The 15,769-nt window shown below is 53.2% G+C and carries 14 protein-coding genes and 3 tRNA genes; 16 read left to right on the top strand and 1 reads right to left on the bottom strand.

What is annotated here, in order from left to right:
* Positions 1–307 precede the first annotated feature (307 nt).
* Complete coding sequence (locus OGV82_RS00085; RefSeq protein ID WP_047458069.1) at positions 308–1,027, bottom strand: GntR family transcriptional regulator; 720 nt, start codon at positions 1,025–1,027, stop codon at positions 308–310.
* Between the two features lie 177 nt (positions 1,028–1,204).
* Between OGV82_RS00085 and mngA the strand changes: the two genes are divergently transcribed.
* The 16 genes from mngA to OGV82_RS00005 all read left to right on the top strand — a co-directional run bounded on the left by mngA (position 1,205) and on the right by OGV82_RS00005 (position 15,767).
* Positions 1,205–3,121 carry a PTS 2-O-a-mannosyl-D-glycerate transporter subunit IIABC gene (mngA, locus tag OGV82_RS00080; protein ID WP_047458066.1) on the top strand — a complete coding sequence of 639 codons (1,917 nt, stop codon included), beginning with the start codon at positions 1,205–1,207 and terminating at the stop codon, positions 3,119–3,121.
* 21 nt (positions 3,122–3,142) lie between these two features.
* Entirely contained in the window at positions 3,143–5,776 is a 2,634-nt protein-coding gene (mngB, locus tag OGV82_RS00075) for a mannosylglycerate hydrolase (protein ID WP_047458063.1), read from the top strand.
* Positions 5,777–6,457: 681 nt separating this feature from the next.
* Positions 6,458–8,026: a cytochrome ubiquinol oxidase subunit I gene (gene cydA, locus OGV82_RS00070; protein ID WP_024130525.1), complete on the top strand. Its 1,569-nt coding sequence runs from the start codon at positions 6,458–6,460 to the stop codon at positions 8,024–8,026.
* Positions 8,027–8,041: 15 nt separating this feature from the next.
* On the top strand, positions 8,042–9,181 hold the full coding sequence (gene cydB / locus OGV82_RS00065) for a cytochrome d ubiquinol oxidase subunit II (protein ID WP_012133250.1): 1,140 nt from the start codon (positions 8,042–8,044) through the stop codon (positions 9,179–9,181).
* 14 nt (positions 9,182–9,195) lie between these two features.
* Entirely contained in the window at positions 9,196–9,309 is a 114-nt protein-coding gene (gene cydX / locus OGV82_RS00060; protein WP_003022970.1) for a cytochrome bd-I oxidase subunit CydX, read from the top strand.
* Positions 9,309–9,602 (top strand): cyd operon protein YbgE, encoded by a 294-nt coding sequence (gene ybgE / locus OGV82_RS00055; RefSeq protein WP_012133248.1) that lies wholly within the window; start codon positions 9,309–9,311, stop codon positions 9,600–9,602. The genes cydX and ybgE overlap by 1 nt, the downstream gene beginning before the upstream one ends.
* A 149-nt stretch (positions 9,603–9,751) precedes the next feature.
* The gene (gene ybgC / locus OGV82_RS00050) at positions 9,752–10,150 is read left to right on the top strand and encodes a tol-pal system-associated acyl-CoA thioesterase (RefSeq protein ID WP_012133247.1); all 399 of its coding nucleotides are present in this window, start codon (positions 9,752–9,754) and stop codon (positions 10,148–10,150) included.
* The gene (gene tolQ, locus OGV82_RS00045; RefSeq protein WP_024130524.1) at positions 10,147–10,839 is read left to right on the top strand and encodes a Tol-Pal system protein TolQ; all 693 of its coding nucleotides are present in this window, start codon (positions 10,147–10,149) and stop codon (positions 10,837–10,839) included. The genes ybgC and tolQ overlap by 4 nt, the downstream gene beginning before the upstream one ends.
* 2 nt (positions 10,840–10,841) lie before the next feature.
* Entirely contained in the window at positions 10,842–11,270 is a 429-nt protein-coding gene (gene tolR, locus OGV82_RS00040) for a colicin uptake protein TolR (protein WP_012133245.1), read from the top strand.
* A 63-nt stretch (positions 11,271–11,333) separates the two neighbouring features.
* Entirely contained in the window at positions 11,334–12,560 is a 1,227-nt protein-coding gene (gene tolA / locus OGV82_RS00035) for a cell envelope integrity protein TolA (protein ID WP_047458058.1), read from the top strand.
* A 132-nt stretch (positions 12,561–12,692) separates the two neighbouring features.
* Positions 12,693–13,985: a Tol-Pal system beta propeller repeat protein TolB gene (tolB, locus tag OGV82_RS00030; RefSeq protein ID WP_024130523.1), complete on the top strand. Its 1,293-nt coding sequence runs from the start codon at positions 12,693–12,695 to the stop codon at positions 13,983–13,985.
* A 34-nt stretch (positions 13,986–14,019) separates the two neighbouring features.
* The gene (gene pal, locus OGV82_RS00025) at positions 14,020–14,538 is read left to right on the top strand and encodes a peptidoglycan-associated lipoprotein Pal (RefSeq protein ID WP_003022983.1); all 519 of its coding nucleotides are present in this window, start codon (positions 14,020–14,022) and stop codon (positions 14,536–14,538) included.
* A 9-nt stretch (positions 14,539–14,547) separates the two neighbouring features.
* Positions 14,548–15,336, top strand: coding sequence for a cell division protein CpoB (cpoB, locus tag OGV82_RS00020; protein ID WP_012133241.1), 789 nt, complete (start codon positions 14,548–14,550; stop codon positions 15,334–15,336).
* 164 nt (positions 15,337–15,500) lie between these two features.
* Positions 15,501–15,576 (top strand) — tRNA-Lys (locus tag OGV82_RS00015).
* Between the two features lie 36 nt (positions 15,577–15,612).
* Positions 15,613–15,688: transfer RNA gene (locus tag OGV82_RS00010), tRNA-Val, on the top strand.
* A 3-nt stretch (positions 15,689–15,691) separates the two neighbouring features.
* Positions 15,692–15,767 (top strand) — tRNA-Lys (locus tag OGV82_RS00005).
* Positions 15,768–15,769 lie beyond the last annotated feature (2 nt).

Genomic DNA, 15,769 nt, shown 5'->3' with positions numbered 1-15,769 from the left:
TTGTTATCAATGAGTTATTATTGATTGTCCAGCTCTGGTTAATTTAATTGGAACAGGGAGTTAATAAATAATATGCTGTGTTTGTGATCGCGGTCTTATTTATTTTTGCAAACGGTTATTGAGAGATAAATATAATACAAAGGCAAAACTGTGAGTTAAATAACGGAACGGAAATGGATGTTTCTATAGGAACACGGTTCATTGTTAATGAAAGGATAAATATGATAATAATTTGTTCTTTCTTACCGGGCGGATTATTTGTGAGCCCGGTAGCATATTGTCACAATACCGTGAACAGAAAACATGATCAGCGCTGTTTTCTGCGCGCGATCAACGTAAATTTATAATCATCAGTATTAAACGCATTACGGCTATATTCAAATACCTGACCGTCTTTCAGAAATCCGCGAGAGACTTTCTCCAGGATCGGTTTACTTGCGCTGATCGCCAGCGTGCGGCTCATTTCTTCGGTTGGCATGATCGGGATCAGCTCCTGCTCGCTGCGATCAATGACCATCTGCTTCACCTCTTCAATAAAGTGATACTTGGAATTTTCCATCACCTGCCAGGTCAGGTCGGGAAAGAGCGCCAGCGGCATCCATGTCTCTTCGAGAGCGACGGGTTTTTGCTTAATGTAACGCACGCGTTTTACGTGCCAGACCCGGTTGTTCTCCGCCAGTTGTAACTGGTTGCGCAGAAAGTCGTCCGCCGGGATCACTTCAAAAACCAAAACGTCACTGTGGGTGTCAACATGGCGATCGGCGAGTTTTTCGTAAAAGCTGGTTAACTGGTAAATGTCGTAATTGACCCGCTCTTCTTTCACATAGGTCCCGCTGCCCTGAATGCTTTCGATGATCTGCTGTTCGGTCAGTTGCTTGAGCGCCTGGCGTACCGTGACCCGGCTCACGCCAAACGCATGCTGCAATGCCTGCTCGGTGGGTAACGCGTCGCCTGCTTTCAGTTCGCCACGTTCAATCTGCTCGCGGATTCGGTCGGCAATCTGTCGGTATAACGGTTTTTGGCTCATCTTTTTACTTTTGTATGAATGAATTAATACGACTTCGTTGATTATGCCCGATCAATAGCTCTTGTAAATAATACAAATTAAATACAAATTATTTTGCGTAAGTGAAAATGATCACATAAATGTATTGTTTCATCTGGCACAATTTCTGAAACATACAATGACAGTGTGAGGACTATGATGAACCTGACGACGTTAACCCACCGCGATGCGTTATGCCTGAACGCCCGGTTTGGCAGTCGTGAAGAGGCTATTCACGCGTTAACCCAGCGGCTTGTGCAACTGGGGAAAATTTCAGATTCCGATGCTTACCTTGAAGAAGTCTTTTTGCGTGAAAGTCAGGGGCCAACGGCGTTGGGAGAAGGGCTGGCGGTGCCGCATGGTAAAACGTCGGCGGTTAAAGAAGCGGCATTTGCCGTGGCCACCCTGCGCGAACCCATGATGTGGGAAGGGGTTGACGGGCCGGAAGCGGTGACGCTGATTTTTCTGCTCGCCATTCCGCCAGGCGAAGCGGGAAGCACCCATATGCAGTTGCTGACCGCACTCACCACGCGACTGGCGGATGATGACACCCGCGCGAGGATTCTGGCAGCGACCACGGCGGATGAGCTACTGTCGGCGCTGGACGACCAATATCAGGAAAGCGCTTTTCAGCCCTTACAGGATGCGCCGACCATCGTCTGCGTAACGGCGTGCCCGGCGGGGATTGCGCACACCTATATGGCGGCGGAGTATCTGGAAAAAGCGGGACGCAAACTGGGCGTGAACGTGTATGTGGAAAAGCAGGGCGCTAACGGAATTGAAGGCCGTCTTACCGCACAGCAGCTGAACGCGGCAAAAGCCTGCATTTTCGCCGCAGAGGTGGCGATAAAAGAGAGTGAGCGCTTTGCGGGCATTCCTGCGCTGTCGGTGCCCGTCGCCGAACCTATCCGCCACGCCGAAGCATTGATCCAACAAGCGCTGGCGCTGGAACCCGCGCAGGGCGATCGCGCGGTTTACCAGGAAACGGCAGCGCCTAAGAGTCTAAAAACGGAGTTAAAACAGGCGCTGTTGAGCGGCATCTCGTTCGCCGTGCCGCTGATTGTCGCCGGGGGAACCGTACTGGCCGTGTCGGTGCTGCTGGCGCAAATGCTCGGCTTGCAGCATCTCTTCGATCAGGAGAACTCCTGGCTGTGGATGTACCGCAAGCTGGGCGGCGGGATGCTCGGCATCCTGATGGTGCCGGTGCTCGCGGCTTATACCGCCTATTCGCTGGCGGATAAACCCGCGCTGGCTCCCGGATTCGCCGCCGGCCTTGCCGCCAATATGATTGGCTCCGGCTTTCTCGGCGCGATCGCGGGTGGCTTGATCGCCGGATATCTGATGCGCTGGGTGAAAAACCATCTTCGCCTGAGCAGCAAATTCAACGGCTTCCTGACCTTCTATCTGTATCCGGTCATCGGCACCTTAGGCGCGGGCAGCCTGATGCTGTTTGTGGTGGGCGAGCCCGTTGCGTGGATCAACAACGCGCTGACCGCCTGGCTTAATGGGCTGAGCGGCGCCAATGCGCTGCTGCTTGGCGCGATTCTCGGCTTTATGTGTTCTTTCGATTTGGGCGGGCCGGTCAATAAAGCGTCTTACGCGTTCTGCCTTGGGGCGATGGCGAACGGCGTCTACGGCCCGTATGCCATTTTCGCCTCGGTCAAAATGGTGTCCGCCTTCACCGTAACGGCATCAACGATGCTGGCGCCGAGGCTGTTCAAAGAGTTTGAGATCGAAACAGGAAAGTCGACCTGGCTACTGGGGCTGGCGGGCATTACGGAAGGGGCAATCCCGATGGCGATTGAAGATCCGCTGCGGGTTATCGGTTCTTTTGTTCTGGGGTCAATGGTGACGGGCGCGATTGTCGGCGCGATGAACATTGGTCTTTCGACGCCGGGCGCAGGCATTTTTTCACTCTTTCTTTTGCATGACGCCGGATACGGCGGTTTCGCCGCCGCCGCAGGCTGGTTTGGCGCAGCGTTAGTGGGGACAGCGATATCGACCACTATCCTGCTGTTCTGGCGTCGTCATGCGGTAAAGCAGGGCAAGTATCTGACTAACAATGTGTTGCCATAAACGAACTAACAGGAAACGAAGATGAAAGCAGTATCTCGCGTTCACATTACGCCGCACATGCACTGGGATCGTGAATGGTATTTCACCACGGAAGCGTCACGTATTTTGCTGGTCAACAATATGGAGGAGATCCTGACCCGCCTGGAGCAGGATGCAGAGTATAAATACTATGTCCTTGACGGGCAGACGGCGGTGCTGGAGGACTATTTCGCCGTCAAAGCGGAAAATAAAGCGCGGGTAAGAAAACTGGTGCAGGCCGGAAAACTGATTATCGGCCCGTGGTATACCCAAACGGATACCACGCTGGTATCCGGGGAGTCGATCGTGCGTAATCTGATGTACGGTATGCGCGACTGCCAGGCGTTTGGCGAACCGATGAAAATTGGCTATCTGCCGGATTCGTTCGGCATGTCGGGGCAGCTTCCGCATATCTATAACGGTTTCGGTATTACCCGCGCCATGTTCTGGCGTGGTTGTTCGGAACGCCACGGCACCGATAAAACCGAGTTTTTATGGCAAAGCGCGGATGGCAGTGAAGTGACGGCGCAGGTGCTGCCGCTGGGCTACGCGATTGGTAAGTACTTACCGGAGGACGAGGCCGGGCTGTGTAAACGTCTCGACAGCTACTTCGATGTGCTGGAGCGCGCGTCGCTGACCAAAGAAATTTTGCTGCCGAATGGCCACGATCAGATGCCGTTGCAGCAAAATATCTTTGCGGTGATGGATAAACTGCGCGAAATCTACCCGCAGCGTAAGTTTGTGATGAGCCGCTTTGAAGAGGTGTTTGAACACATAGAAGCCCGCCGCGAGCAGCTTGCCACGCTGAAAGGCGAGTTTATTGATGGCAAATATATGCGCGTTCATCGCACCATTGGTTCGACGCGGATGGACATCAAAATCGCCCATGCGCGCATTGAGAACAAAATCGTCAACATTCTTGAGCCGCTGGCGACGCTGGCCTGGACGCTGGGGTTTGAGTATCACCACGGCCTGCTGGAGAAAATGTGGAAAGAGATTCTGAAGAATCACGCCCACGACAGCATCGGCTGCTGTTGCAGTGACAAAGTACACCGCGAAATTGCGTCCCGTTTCGAGCTGGCTGAGGATATGGCCGACAACCTGATCTGTTTTTATCAGCGCAAAATCGCCGACAACATGCCGCAGAGCGATGCCGACAAACTGGTGCTGTTTAACCTGATGCCGTGGCCGCGTGAAGAGGTGATTAACACCACGGTACGCCTGCGCGCCAGCCAGTTCTCTCTGCGGGATGATCGGGGCAACGCCATTCCTTATTGCATTCGCCAAGCCCGGGAGATCGATCCCGGTTTAATCGACCGCCAGATTGTGCATTACGGTAACTACGAGCCGTTTATGGAATTTGATATCCAGATCCAGCAGATTATCCCTTCAATGGGCTATCGCACGCTTTATATCGAACCGAACGCAGCGGGCAATGTGGTGAGCCCGACGGTTTCATCAGACGCGCTGCTGGAGAACGCGTTCTGGCAGATTACGGCGAATGATGACGGTACGCTGAACCTGCGCGATAAAGACAGCGGCGTGCGTTATCAGCGCATACTGGCGCTGGAAGAGGGGTCAGACGATGGCGATGAGTACGATTACTCCCCCGCCAGAGAAGAGTGGCTGCTTACTTCGACGACGGCAAAACCGGAATATGAAGTGATTCATGACGCGTGGCAGAGCAGGGTTGTCATTCGCTATACCCTGGCGGTTCCGGCGAATCTTGCCGAACGCAGCGCGCGGCAGCGCAACGGAACGTTAGGCGTGGAGATTGCCGTCACCCTGAGCCATAACAGCAGACGCATTGATGTTGAGGTGGCGCTGGATAATCAGGCTGACGATCACCGCGTGCGGGTGTTAATCCCCACGCCGTTCACGACGGATGTTGTGCTGGCGGACACCCAGTTTGGCGCAGTGACGCGTCCGGTACAGGACAGCGCGATGGAAAACTGGCAGGAAGAGGGGTGGAAAGAGGCGCCGGTACCGGTCTGGAATATGCTGAACTATGCGGCGCTTCAGGAAGAGAGAAATGGCCTTGCGCTTTTCACGGAGGGATTACGTGAATTTGAAGTTATTGGCGAAGGGAAGAAAACGTTCGCCTTAACGCTCCTGCGTGGGGTGGGGCTGCTGGGGAAAGAGGATCTCCTGCTGCGGCCAGGGCGGCCTTCCGGCATCAAAATGGCGGTGCCGGATTCACAAATGCGCGGAATGCTGCGCAGTCGGTTTAGCCTGTTCAGCTATAGCGGAACGCCTTTTAGCGCCGGTGTCGCGCAACAGGCGAAGGCGTGGCTGACGCCTGTTCAGTGCTATAACAAAATTCCCTGGGATGCGATGAAACTCAACAAGGCCGATGTTTGCGTACCGGAACATTACAGCCTGTTAACGATGTCGCCGGTGGGCTGCCTGTTAAGCGCGCTGAAAAAAGCAGAGGATCGCGATGATGTCATCCTGCGCCTGTACAATCCGTCCGAAACAACCTCATGTGATGCCACCGTTGCCTTCGGCAGAGCCGTTAGCGCATGTACAGAGACCATGATGGATGAACAGGCGTGCCCTGCGAAAGGAGAGGGCGCAAGTGGGGCTGGCCTCTTTCTGCCGGGGCAGTCCCGAACGTTTAGCTACACGCTTGCCTGAATCTCAGACAAACAGATTAAAGCCACGCTTAGCGTGGCTTTATTGTTAACGGAATAATAACAATCCGGTGTTAATTTCAATGGGCTCAAAAGTAAAATATTTGTGATTATTTCATGGCAAATTGACCCTGTGGAAAATTACGCTGAAGCGTCTACGCTAAATAGTTGCAGACGGCAAAAGAATGTCGTCGATGATAACGTTAAATGAAATGCTGTTTTTTTATATATACCTTTCTATTAGATAACCGCCAACACCCTCAGAGATACATATGTGCAACATTGTTTTCACTGTGTTTACGCATTGTATACACCGTTAACGAATTTTGGTGTTTTTGATTTAAATCAATGTTTAATGCTTGGAAAAAGATGTCAAAACACGATAAATTGTCGCCGATCAAATTGGCCTTAAACCGGTAAATTAGCTATAAATTGATCAATGTCGAAAAATGCAAATTTGACTCAATAAAAACCTGTTTATTGTAGGGATTTTACGGCGTAATATATTTGCGGGATCAATTTAGGTTTTTTATTAACATGTTTGTAACTTTTTATCATTGCTGTTTCCTCTGATGATGAAACGGCAACGGTGAAGGGGAGCAAATAAATTTTATTGGGGCATGCGTGTGACCCTTTCTAACGGGGTTCACTCTCGGAGTCTTCATGCGATGAGCAAGGAGTCATGATGTTAGATATAGTCGAACTGTCGCGCTTACAGTTTGCCTTGACCGCGATGTACCACTTCCTGTTTGTGCCGCTGACGCTCGGTATGGCGTTCCTGCTGGCCATTATGGAAACGGTATACGTCCTTTCCGGCAAACAGATTTATAAAGATATGACCAAGTTCTGGGGCAAGTTGTTTGGTATCAACTTCGCTCTGGGTGTGGCTACCGGTCTGACCATGGAGTTCCAGTTCGGGACTAACTGGTCTTACTATTCCCACTATGTAGGGGATATCTTCGGTGCGCCGCTGGCAATCGAAGGTTTGATGGCCTTCTTCCTCGAATCCACCTTTGTAGGTCTGTTCTTCTTTGGCTGGGACCGTCTGGGTAAAGTCCAGCATATGTGTGTCACCTGGCTGGTGGCGCTGGGTTCCAACCTGTCTGCGCTGTGGATACTTGTGGCGAACGGCTGGATGCAGAACCCTATCGCATCGGATTTCAACTTCGAAACCATGCGTATGGAGATGGTGAGCTTCTCCGAACTGGTGCTTAACCCGGTTGCGCAGGTGAAATTCGTTCACACTGTGGCGTCTGGCTATGTGACCGGTGCAATGTTCATCCTCGGTATCAGTGCTTACTACCTGCTGAAAGGCCGCGACATCGCGTTCGCTAAACGCTCCTTTGCTATCGCCGCCAGCTTCGGTATGGCTGCTGTGCTGTCTGTTATCGTGCTGGGTGACGAATCCGGCTACGAAATGGGCGACGTGCAGAAAACCAAACTCGCCGCGATTGAAGCAGAATGGGAAACCCAGCCAGCGCCTGCTTCCTTCACCCTGTTCGGTATCCCGGATCAGGAGACGCAGGAAAACAAACTGGCTATCCAGATCCCTTACGCGCTGGGTATTATCGCGACTCGCTCCGTCGATACGCCGGTCATCGGTCTGAAAGACCTGATGGTGCAGCATGAAGAACGTATCCGTAGCGGGATGAAAGCCTACGCGCTGCTGGAAGAACTGCGTGCCGGTTCTACCGACCAGGCCGTTCGCGACCAGTTCAATAACGTGAAGAAAGATCTGGGCTACGGTCTGCTGCTTAAACGCTATACGCCGAACGTCACTGACGCGACCGAAGCGCAAATTGAGATGGCGACCAAAGACTCCATCCCACGCGTTGCGCCGCTGTACTTTGCGTTCCGTATCATGGTTGCGTGCGGCTTCCTGCTGCTGGCGATCATCGCGCTCTCCTTCTGGAGCGTCATTCGTAACCGCATCGGTGAGAAAAAATGGCTGCTGCGCGCGGCGCTGTACGGCATCCCGCTGCCGTGGATTGCTGTAGAAGCAGGCTGGTTCGTTGCCGAATATGGTCGTCAGCCGTGGGCGATCGGTGAGGTGCTGCCAACCGCCGTGGCGAACTCGTCACTGACGGTCGGTGACCTGCTGTTCTCCATGATCCTGATTTGCGGCCTGTATACCCTGTTCCTGGTGGCGGAGCTGTACTTAATGTTCAAGTTTGCACGCCGTGGCCCAAGCAGCCTGAAAACCGGTCGCTATCACTTTGAGCAGCCCAATGTGGCCTCTCAGCCGGCACGCTAAGACAGGAGTCGTCAAATGATCGATTATGAAGTATTGCGTTTTATCTGGTGGCTGCTGGTTGGCATTCTGCTGATCGGTTTTGCGGTTACCGATGGCTTCGACATGGGGGTGGGCATGCTCACCCGTTTCCTCGGTCGTAACGACACCGAGCGTCGAATTATGATCAACTCCATCGCCCCGCACTGGGACGGTAACCAGGTGTGGCTGATCACCGCCGGTGGCGCGCTGTTCGCCGCCTGGCCGATGGTTTACGCTGCGGCGTTTTCCGGTTTCTATGTGGCGATGATCCTCGTGCTGGCGTCCTTGTTCTTCCGTCCGGTCGGTTTTGACTACCGTTCCAAGATTGAAGACACCCGCTGGCGCAACATGTGGGACTGGGGCATCTTCGTGGGGAGCTTTGTGCCGCCGCTGGTTATCGGCGTGGCGTTCGGCAACCTGTTGCAGGGCGTACCGTTCCATATCGACGAGTATCTGCGTCTGTACTACACCGGTAACTTCTTCCAGCTGCTGAACCCGTTTGGCCTGCTGGCAGGTATCGTCAGCGTAGGGATGATCATTACCCAGGGCGCGACCTATCTGCAAATGCGTACCGTGGGTGAGCTGCACCTGCGTTCCCGCACGACGGCACAGGTAGCCGCGCTGGTTACGCTGGTGTGCTTCGCGCTGGCGGGCGTATGGGTGGTTTACGGTATTGATGGTTATGTCGTGACTTCCGCGATGGATCATCACGCCGCATCTAACCCGCTGACCAAAGAAGTCGCGCGTGAAGCCGGTGCGTGGATGGTGAACTTCAACAGTACGCCGATCCTGTGGCTGGTTCCGGCGCTGGGCGTGGTTCTGCCGCTGCTGACTATCCTGACCTCCCGTATGGAGAAAGGAGCATGGGCATTCCTGTTCTCTTCTCTGACTCTGGCCTGCATCATCCTGACTGCCGGTATCGCAATGTTCCCGTTTGTGATGCCTTCCAGCACCATGATGAATGCGAGCCTGACCATGTGGGATGCGACCTCCAGCCAGAGAACGCTGAACCTGATGACCTGGGTTGCGTTGGTGTTTGTACCGATCATTCTGATCTACACCAGCTGGTGTTACTGGAAAATGTTCGGCCGCATCACTAAAGAACATATTGAAAGCAACACCCACTCTCTGTACTAAGTAAGGAGCTAAAAATGTGGTATTTCGCATGGATTCTGGGAACGCTTCTTGCCTGTGCATTTGGGATAATCACTGCGCTGGCGCTTGAGCACGTAGAATCAGGTAAAGCCGGACAAGAAGACAGCTAATGACCAGTATTATCGCAACGTTGTATGCGGTAATGGATAAGCGCCCATTACGGGCGCTTTCCTTTATGCTGGCGTTAGTGTTGGCAGGCTGCATCTTCTGGGACCCGACGCGTTTCGCGGCGAAAACAAGCGAGCTGGAAATCTGGCATGGTTTTCTGCTGATGTGGGCCGTCTGTACGGGCGTGATTCATGGTGTAGGATTTCGTCCTCGCGCCGTTCACTGGCAGGGGATCTTTTGCCCGCTGCTCGCCGATATCGTGCTTATTGTTGGTCTGATTTTCTTCTTCTTTTGAATAAGAAGTATCCTTAAAAATTTATGGGTTTTCATAAGCCCATAAATTTTTACTCTCCCTTAACTTCCCCCCATTCCCAAGCCTCATCCGCGCGCGTATAGTAGCAACGTTTAAAAGCGTTAACTTTTTTTGCATTACCGGGATGTACAGTGAATATATTTCGATGGCCGGTTCGTGTCTATTATGAGGATACCGACGCCGGTGGTGTGGTTTACCACGCCAGTTACGTCGCTTTTTATGAAAGAGCACGCACAGAGATGCTGCGTCATCATCACTTCAGTCAGCAGGTGCTGTTGGCTGAACGGGTTGCCTTCGTGGTGCGTAAAATGACGCTGGAATATTATGCGCCTGCGCGACTCGACGATATGCTCGAAGTCCAAACTGAAATTACGTCAATGCGTGGCACCTCTTTGGTTTTCACGCAACGCATTGTCAACGCAGAGAACAACGTGCTCAACGAAGCGGAAGTTCTGATTGTTTGCGTTGATCCACTCAAAATGAAGCCTCGTGCGCTTCCCAAGTCTATTGTCGCGGAGTTTAAGCAGTGACTGACATGAATATCCTTGATTTGTTCCTGAAGGCAAGCCTTCTGGTTAAACTTATCATGTTGATTTTGATTGGTTTTTCAATCGCATCCTGGGCTATCATCATCCAGCGGACTCGTATTCTTAACGCTGCGGCGCGCGAAGCGGAAGCGTTTGAAGATAAATTCTGGTCTGGAATCGAACTGTCTCGCCTGTATCAGGAGAGCCAGGGGCGTCGTGATAGCCTCGCGGGTTCGGAACAAATCTTCTATAGCGGGTTCAAAGAGTTTGTGCGTCTGCATCGTGCAAACAACCATGCGCCGGAAGCGGTTGTTGAGGGGGCGTCTCGTGCGATGCGTATCTCCATGAACCGTGAGCTGGAAACATTAGAGACGCACATTCCTTTCCTCGGCACCGTGGGTTCCATCAGTCCGTATATTGGTCTGTTTGGTACGGTATGGGGGATTATGCACGCGTTTATCGCCCTCGGTGCGGTGAAACAGGCGACGCTACAAATGGTGGCGCCGGGTATCGCGGAAGCGCTGATTGCAACGGCTATCGGTCTGTTTGCGGCGATTCCAGCGGTTATGGCCTACAACCGCCTGAATCAGCGCGTGAACAAACTGGAACTGAATTACGACAACTTTATGGAAGAGTTCACCGCCATTCTGCACCGTCAGGCGTTTACCAGTAGCGAGAGCAACAAGGGGTAAGCATGGCCAGAACGCGTGGACGAGGTCGTCGCGATCTCAAGTCCGAAATCAACATTGTACCGTTGCTCGACGTACTGTTGGTGCTGCTGCTGATCTTCATGGCGACGGCGCCGATCATTACCCAGAGTGTGGAAGTCGACCTGCCGGACGCGACCGAGTCGCAGGCCGTCAGCACCAATGACGATCCGCCGGTCATTATTGAAGTTTCCGGTATTGGGCAATACAGCGTGGTGGTTGAGAAAGACAGGATGGATCAGTTGCCGCCAGAGCAGGTTATTGCCGAAGCGAAAAGTCGCCTGGAGTCCAATCCGAAAACGGTCTTCTTAATCGGTGGCGCGAAAGACGTGCCTTACGATGAAATAATTAAAGCGCTGAACTTGTTACACAGTGCGGGCGTGAAATCGGTTGGCTTGATGACGCAGCCTATCTGATCTTCTGCGTCTCCGGGACGTAAAGATAGCAAGTAACAGGCGCACAGTTTTTGGGAACCGAGAGTGTCAAAGGCAACCGAACAAAACGACAAGCTCAAACGGGCGATAATTATTTCAGCGGTACTGCATGTCATCTTATTTGCAGTGCTGATCTGGAGTTCGTTCGATGAGCATATAGAGGCTTCAGCCGGGGGCGGTGGTGGTTCTTCCATCGACGCCGTCATGGTCGATCCCGGCGCAGTTGTTCAGCAGTACGATCGTCAGCAGCAGCAACAGGCGAGCGCGAAGCGTGCGGCGGAACAGCGTGAAAAACAGGCGCAGCAGCAAGCTGAAGAGCTTCGCGAGAAGCAGGCGGCTGAACAGGAACGACTGAAGCAACTTGAGAAAGAACGTTTAGCCGCGCAGGAACAGGCGCGCGAGCAGGCGGAACAGCAGAAACAAGCGGAAGCGGCCGCGAAGAAAGCGCAGGAGCAGCAGAAACAGGCTGAAGAAGCGGCGGCGAAAGCCGCAGCGGATGCGAAAGCGAAAGCGGACGCGCAGGCTAAAGCAGCGGCGGAAGCGCAGAAGAAAGCGGAAGCCGAAGCGGTAAAAGCGGCTGCTGATGCGAAGAAGAAAGCCGAAGCTGAAGCGGCAAAAGCCGCCGCCGACGCGAAGAAAAAAGCGGAAGCCGAGGCGGCTAAGCAGGCTCAGGCAGAGGCCGCGAAGAAAGCTGCGGCAGAAAAGGCTGCTGCTGAAAAAGCGGCCGCAGAGAAGAAAGCTGCCGCCGACAAAGCCGCCGCTGAGAAAGCGGCAGCAGCAAAAAAAGCTGCTGCTGAGAAGGCTGCTGCCGATAAGAAAGCTGCGGCAGATAAAGCGGCTGCTGCGAAGAAAGCCGCAGCCGAAAAAGCCGCTGCCGCATCTGGCGTCGATGACCTGTTGGGCGATTTAAGCTCCGGTAAGAATGCGCCGAAAACCGGCGGCGGAGCGGCAGGAAGCAATGCTTCTCCTGCGGGGAGTGGTAATACTAAAAACAATGGCGCATCAGGCGCGGATATCAGCAACTATGCCGGGCAGATTAAATCGGCCATTGAAAGTAAGTTTTACGACGCATCGTCCTATGCAGGTAAAACCTGTACGCTGCGTATAAAACTGGCGCCAGACGGCCTGTTGCTGGATATTCAGTCTGAAGGTGGCGATCCCGCGCTTTGTCAGGCAGCGCTTGCTGCGGCCCGACAGGCGAAGATTCCAAAACCACCAAGCCAGGCGGTATACGAAGTGTTTAAAAACGCACCTCTGGACTTTAAACCGTAAGCTAAACTTTCCCCGTCACGGCGGGGAAAGAAACGCTACGGGAGTCGCTGGGTTCTGGTAGTTTTGTGTATTTGAGTTTGTTAACATTCTGCTAAATTATCGTGGGCTTTCCGCCCGGATAAGGGAGATATGATGAAGCAGGCATTACGAGTAGCATTTGGTTTCTTAATGCTGTGGGCAGCGGTGCTGCACGCAGAAGTACGTATCGAGATCACCCAGGGGGTGGACTCGGCGCGCCCGATTGGCGTTGTGCCATTCCAGTGGGCAGGGCCGGGAGCTGCGCCTGAAGATATTGGCGGCATCGTTGGCGCTGACCTGCGCAACAGCGGTAAATTCAATCCGTTGGATCGTTCTCGTCTGCCGCAGCAGCCGGGTACGGCGCAAGAAGTTCAGCCGGCGGCATGGTCTGCGCTGGGTATTGATGCGGTTGTTGTCGGCCAGGTGACTCCGAATCCTGACGGTTCCTACAATGTTGCTTATCAGCTGGTTGACACTGGCGGCGCACCGGGTACTGTACTGGCGCAGAACTCTTACAAAGTGAACAAGCAGTGGCTGCGTTATGCTGGCCATACTGCAAGTGATGAAGTGTTTGAGAAGCTGACCGGCATCAAGGGCGCATTCCGCACCCGTATCGCTTACGTTGTGCAGACTAACGGCGGCCAGTTCCCGTATGAGTTGCGCGTGTCTGACTACGATGGCTACAACCAGTTCGTGGTTCACCGTTCTCCGCAGCCGCTGATGTCTCCGGCGTGGTCTCCTGACGGCTCTAAACTGGCCTACGTGACCTTCGAAAGCGGTCGTTCCGCGCTGGTTATCCAGACGCTGGCTAACGGGGCTGTGCGTCAGGTTGCGTCGTTCCCGCGTCACAACGGCGCGCCTGCGTTCTCGCCGGATGGCAGCAAACTGGCGTTTGCGTTGTCTAAAACCGGTAGCCTGAACCTGTATGTGATGGACATTGGTTCTGGTCAGATTCGTCAGGTGACGGATGGTCGCAGCAACAACACCGAACCAACGTGGTTCCCGGACAGCCAGAACCTGGCCTTTACCTCTGACCAGGCCGGTCGTCCGCAGGTGTATAAAGTTAACGTGAACGGCGGTGCTCCGCAGCGTATCACCTGGGAAGGTTCGCAAAACCAGGATGCGGATGTGAGCAGCGACGGTAAATTTATGGTAATGGTAAGCTCGGCGAATGGTCAGCAGCACATTGCCAAACAAGATCTGGTAGCGGGTGGCGTACAGGTTCTGTCGTCAACGTTCCTGGATGAAACGCCAAGTCTGGCACCTAACGGCACTATGGTAATCTACAGCTCTTCTCAGGGGATGGGATCCGTGCTGAATTTGGTTTCTACAGATGGGCGTTTCAAGGCGCGTCTTCCGGCAACCGATGGTCAGGTTAAATTCCCTGCCTGGTCGCCGTATCTGTGATAATAATTAATTGATTAGTAAAGGAATCATTGAAATGCAACTGAACAAAGTGCTGAAAGGGCTGATGATCGCTCTGCCTGTTATGGCAATTGCTGCATGTTCTTCCAACAAGAACGCCAGCAATGACGGCAGCGAAGGCATGCTGGGTGCAGGCACTGGTATGGATGCGAACGGCAGCGGCAACATGTCTTCTGAAGAGCAAGCGCGTTTGCAGATGCAGCAATTGCAGCAGAACAACATCGTTTACTTCGATCTGGACAAGTACGATATCCGTTCTGACTTCGCGGCAATGCTGGATGCGCACGCTAACTTCCTGCGTAGCAACCCGTCTTACAAAGTCACCGTAGAAGGTCATGCGGACGAACGTGGTACTCCTGAGTACAACATCTCCCTGGGCGAACGCCGTGCTAACGCTGTTAAGATGTACTTGCAGGGTAAAGGCGTTTCTGCTGACCAGATCTCCATCGTTTCTTACGGTAAAGAAAAACCCGCAGTACTGGGTCACGACGAAGCGGCTTACGCTAAAAACCGTCGCGCCGTACTGGTTTACTAAGAGAATTGCATGAGCAGTAACTTCAGACATCACCTGTTGAGTCTGTCGTTACTGGTTGGCATAGCGGCCCCCTGGGCCGCTTTTGCTCAGGCGCCAATCAGTAGTGTCGGCTCAGGCTCGGTCGAAGACCGCGTCACTCAACTCGAGCGTATTTCGAATGCTCACAGCCAGCTTTTAACCCAACTCCAGCAACAACTCTCTGATAATCAGTCCGATATTGATTCCCTGCGTGGTCAAATCCAGGAAAGCCAGTATCAATTGAATCAGGTTGTTGAACGGCAGAAGCAGATCCTGCTACAGATGGACAGTCTGAGCAGCGGTAGCGCAGCGACGCCGTCGGCGGGCGGCGAGCAAAGCGGGGCGGCAACCGCAACACCTGCGCCTGGCGCGGGCGCGGCGACGTCAGGCGCGCCGGTACAAAGCGGCGACGCCAATACCGATTACAATGCGGCAATTGCTCTGGTGCAGGATAAGTCCCGCCAGGATGATGCGATTGTGGCGTTTCAGAACTTCATCAAAAAATACCCGGACTCAACTTATCAGCCGAATGCCAATTACTGGCTCGGCCAGTTGAATTACAACAAGGGTAAAAAAGATGATGCCGCATTTTATTTTGCCTCGGTAGTCAAAAACTACCCGAAGTCACCAAAAGCGGCTGACGCGATGTACAAAGTCGGCGTCATCATGCAGGACAAAGGCGACGCGGCAAAAGCCAAAGCGGTTTATCAGCAGGTTATCAGTAAATACCCTGGCACTGATGGCGCAAAACAAGCGCAAAAACGTCTTAACGCGATGTAATGCACACCACGCGACCAGAAATCGCGTTATTTCTGGTCTCGTCGTGCGATTCCTAAGCAGTTGAGTGATCTACATCGAAATTTTTGTTGCGCTGAAATCTGAAATCAGTAATATATGCCGCCGTTGCCAGGGGATATCAAACAAACCGAAAGCAGCGCAAAAGTGGGTCGTTAGCTCAGTTGGTAGAGCAGTTGACTTTTAATCAATTGGTCGCAGGTTCGAATCCTGCACGACCCACCACTAATTTAGTTAGTAAGCAGTATCCAGCGTAGTATCGGGTGATTAGCTCAGCTGGGAGAGCACCTCCCTTACAAGGAGGGGGTCGGCGGTTCGATCCCGTCATCACCCACCACTCGGGTCGTTAGCTCAGTTGGTAGAGCAGTTGACTTTTAATCAATTGGTCGCAGGTTCGAATCCTGCACGACCCACCAGT

The sequence above is a fragment of the Citrobacter sp. CK191 genome (assembly GCF_030333435.1).
GTDB lineage: Bacteria > Pseudomonadota > Gammaproteobacteria > Enterobacterales > Enterobacteriaceae > Citrobacter_B > Citrobacter_B koseri.
This window is presented reverse-complemented; position numbering and strand designations above follow the sequence as displayed.

What these genes read in the sequence shown, in the direction of transcription:
- OGV82_RS00085 (WP_047458069.1), bottom strand. Translation starts at nt 1,027, where the DNA reads ATGAGCCAAAAACCGTTATACCGACAGATTGCCGACCGAATCCGCGAG.
- mngA (WP_047458066.1), top strand. Translation starts at nt 1,205, where the DNA reads ATGAACCTGACGACGTTAACCCACCGCGATGCGTTATGCCTGAACGCC.
- mngB (WP_047458063.1), top strand. Translation starts at nt 3,143, where the DNA reads ATGAAAGCAGTATCTCGCGTTCACATTACGCCGCACATGCACTGGGAT.
- cydA (WP_024130525.1), top strand. Translation starts at nt 6,458, where the DNA reads ATGTTAGATATAGTCGAACTGTCGCGCTTACAGTTTGCCTTGACCGCG.
- cydB (WP_012133250.1), top strand. Translation starts at nt 8,042, where the DNA reads ATGATCGATTATGAAGTATTGCGTTTTATCTGGTGGCTGCTGGTTGGC.
- cydX (WP_003022970.1), top strand. Translation starts at nt 9,196, where the DNA reads ATGTGGTATTTCGCATGGATTCTGGGAACGCTTCTTGCCTGTGCATTT.
- ybgE (WP_012133248.1), top strand. Translation starts at nt 9,309, where the DNA reads ATGACCAGTATTATCGCAACGTTGTATGCGGTAATGGATAAGCGCCCA.
- tolR (WP_012133245.1), top strand. Translation starts at nt 10,842, where the DNA reads ATGGCCAGAACGCGTGGACGAGGTCGTCGCGATCTCAAGTCCGAAATC.
- tolB (WP_024130523.1), top strand. Translation starts at nt 12,693, where the DNA reads ATGAAGCAGGCATTACGAGTAGCATTTGGTTTCTTAATGCTGTGGGCA.
- pal (WP_003022983.1), top strand. Translation starts at nt 14,020, where the DNA reads ATGCAACTGAACAAAGTGCTGAAAGGGCTGATGATCGCTCTGCCTGTT.
- cpoB (WP_012133241.1), top strand. Translation starts at nt 14,548, where the DNA reads ATGAGCAGTAACTTCAGACATCACCTGTTGAGTCTGTCGTTACTGGTT.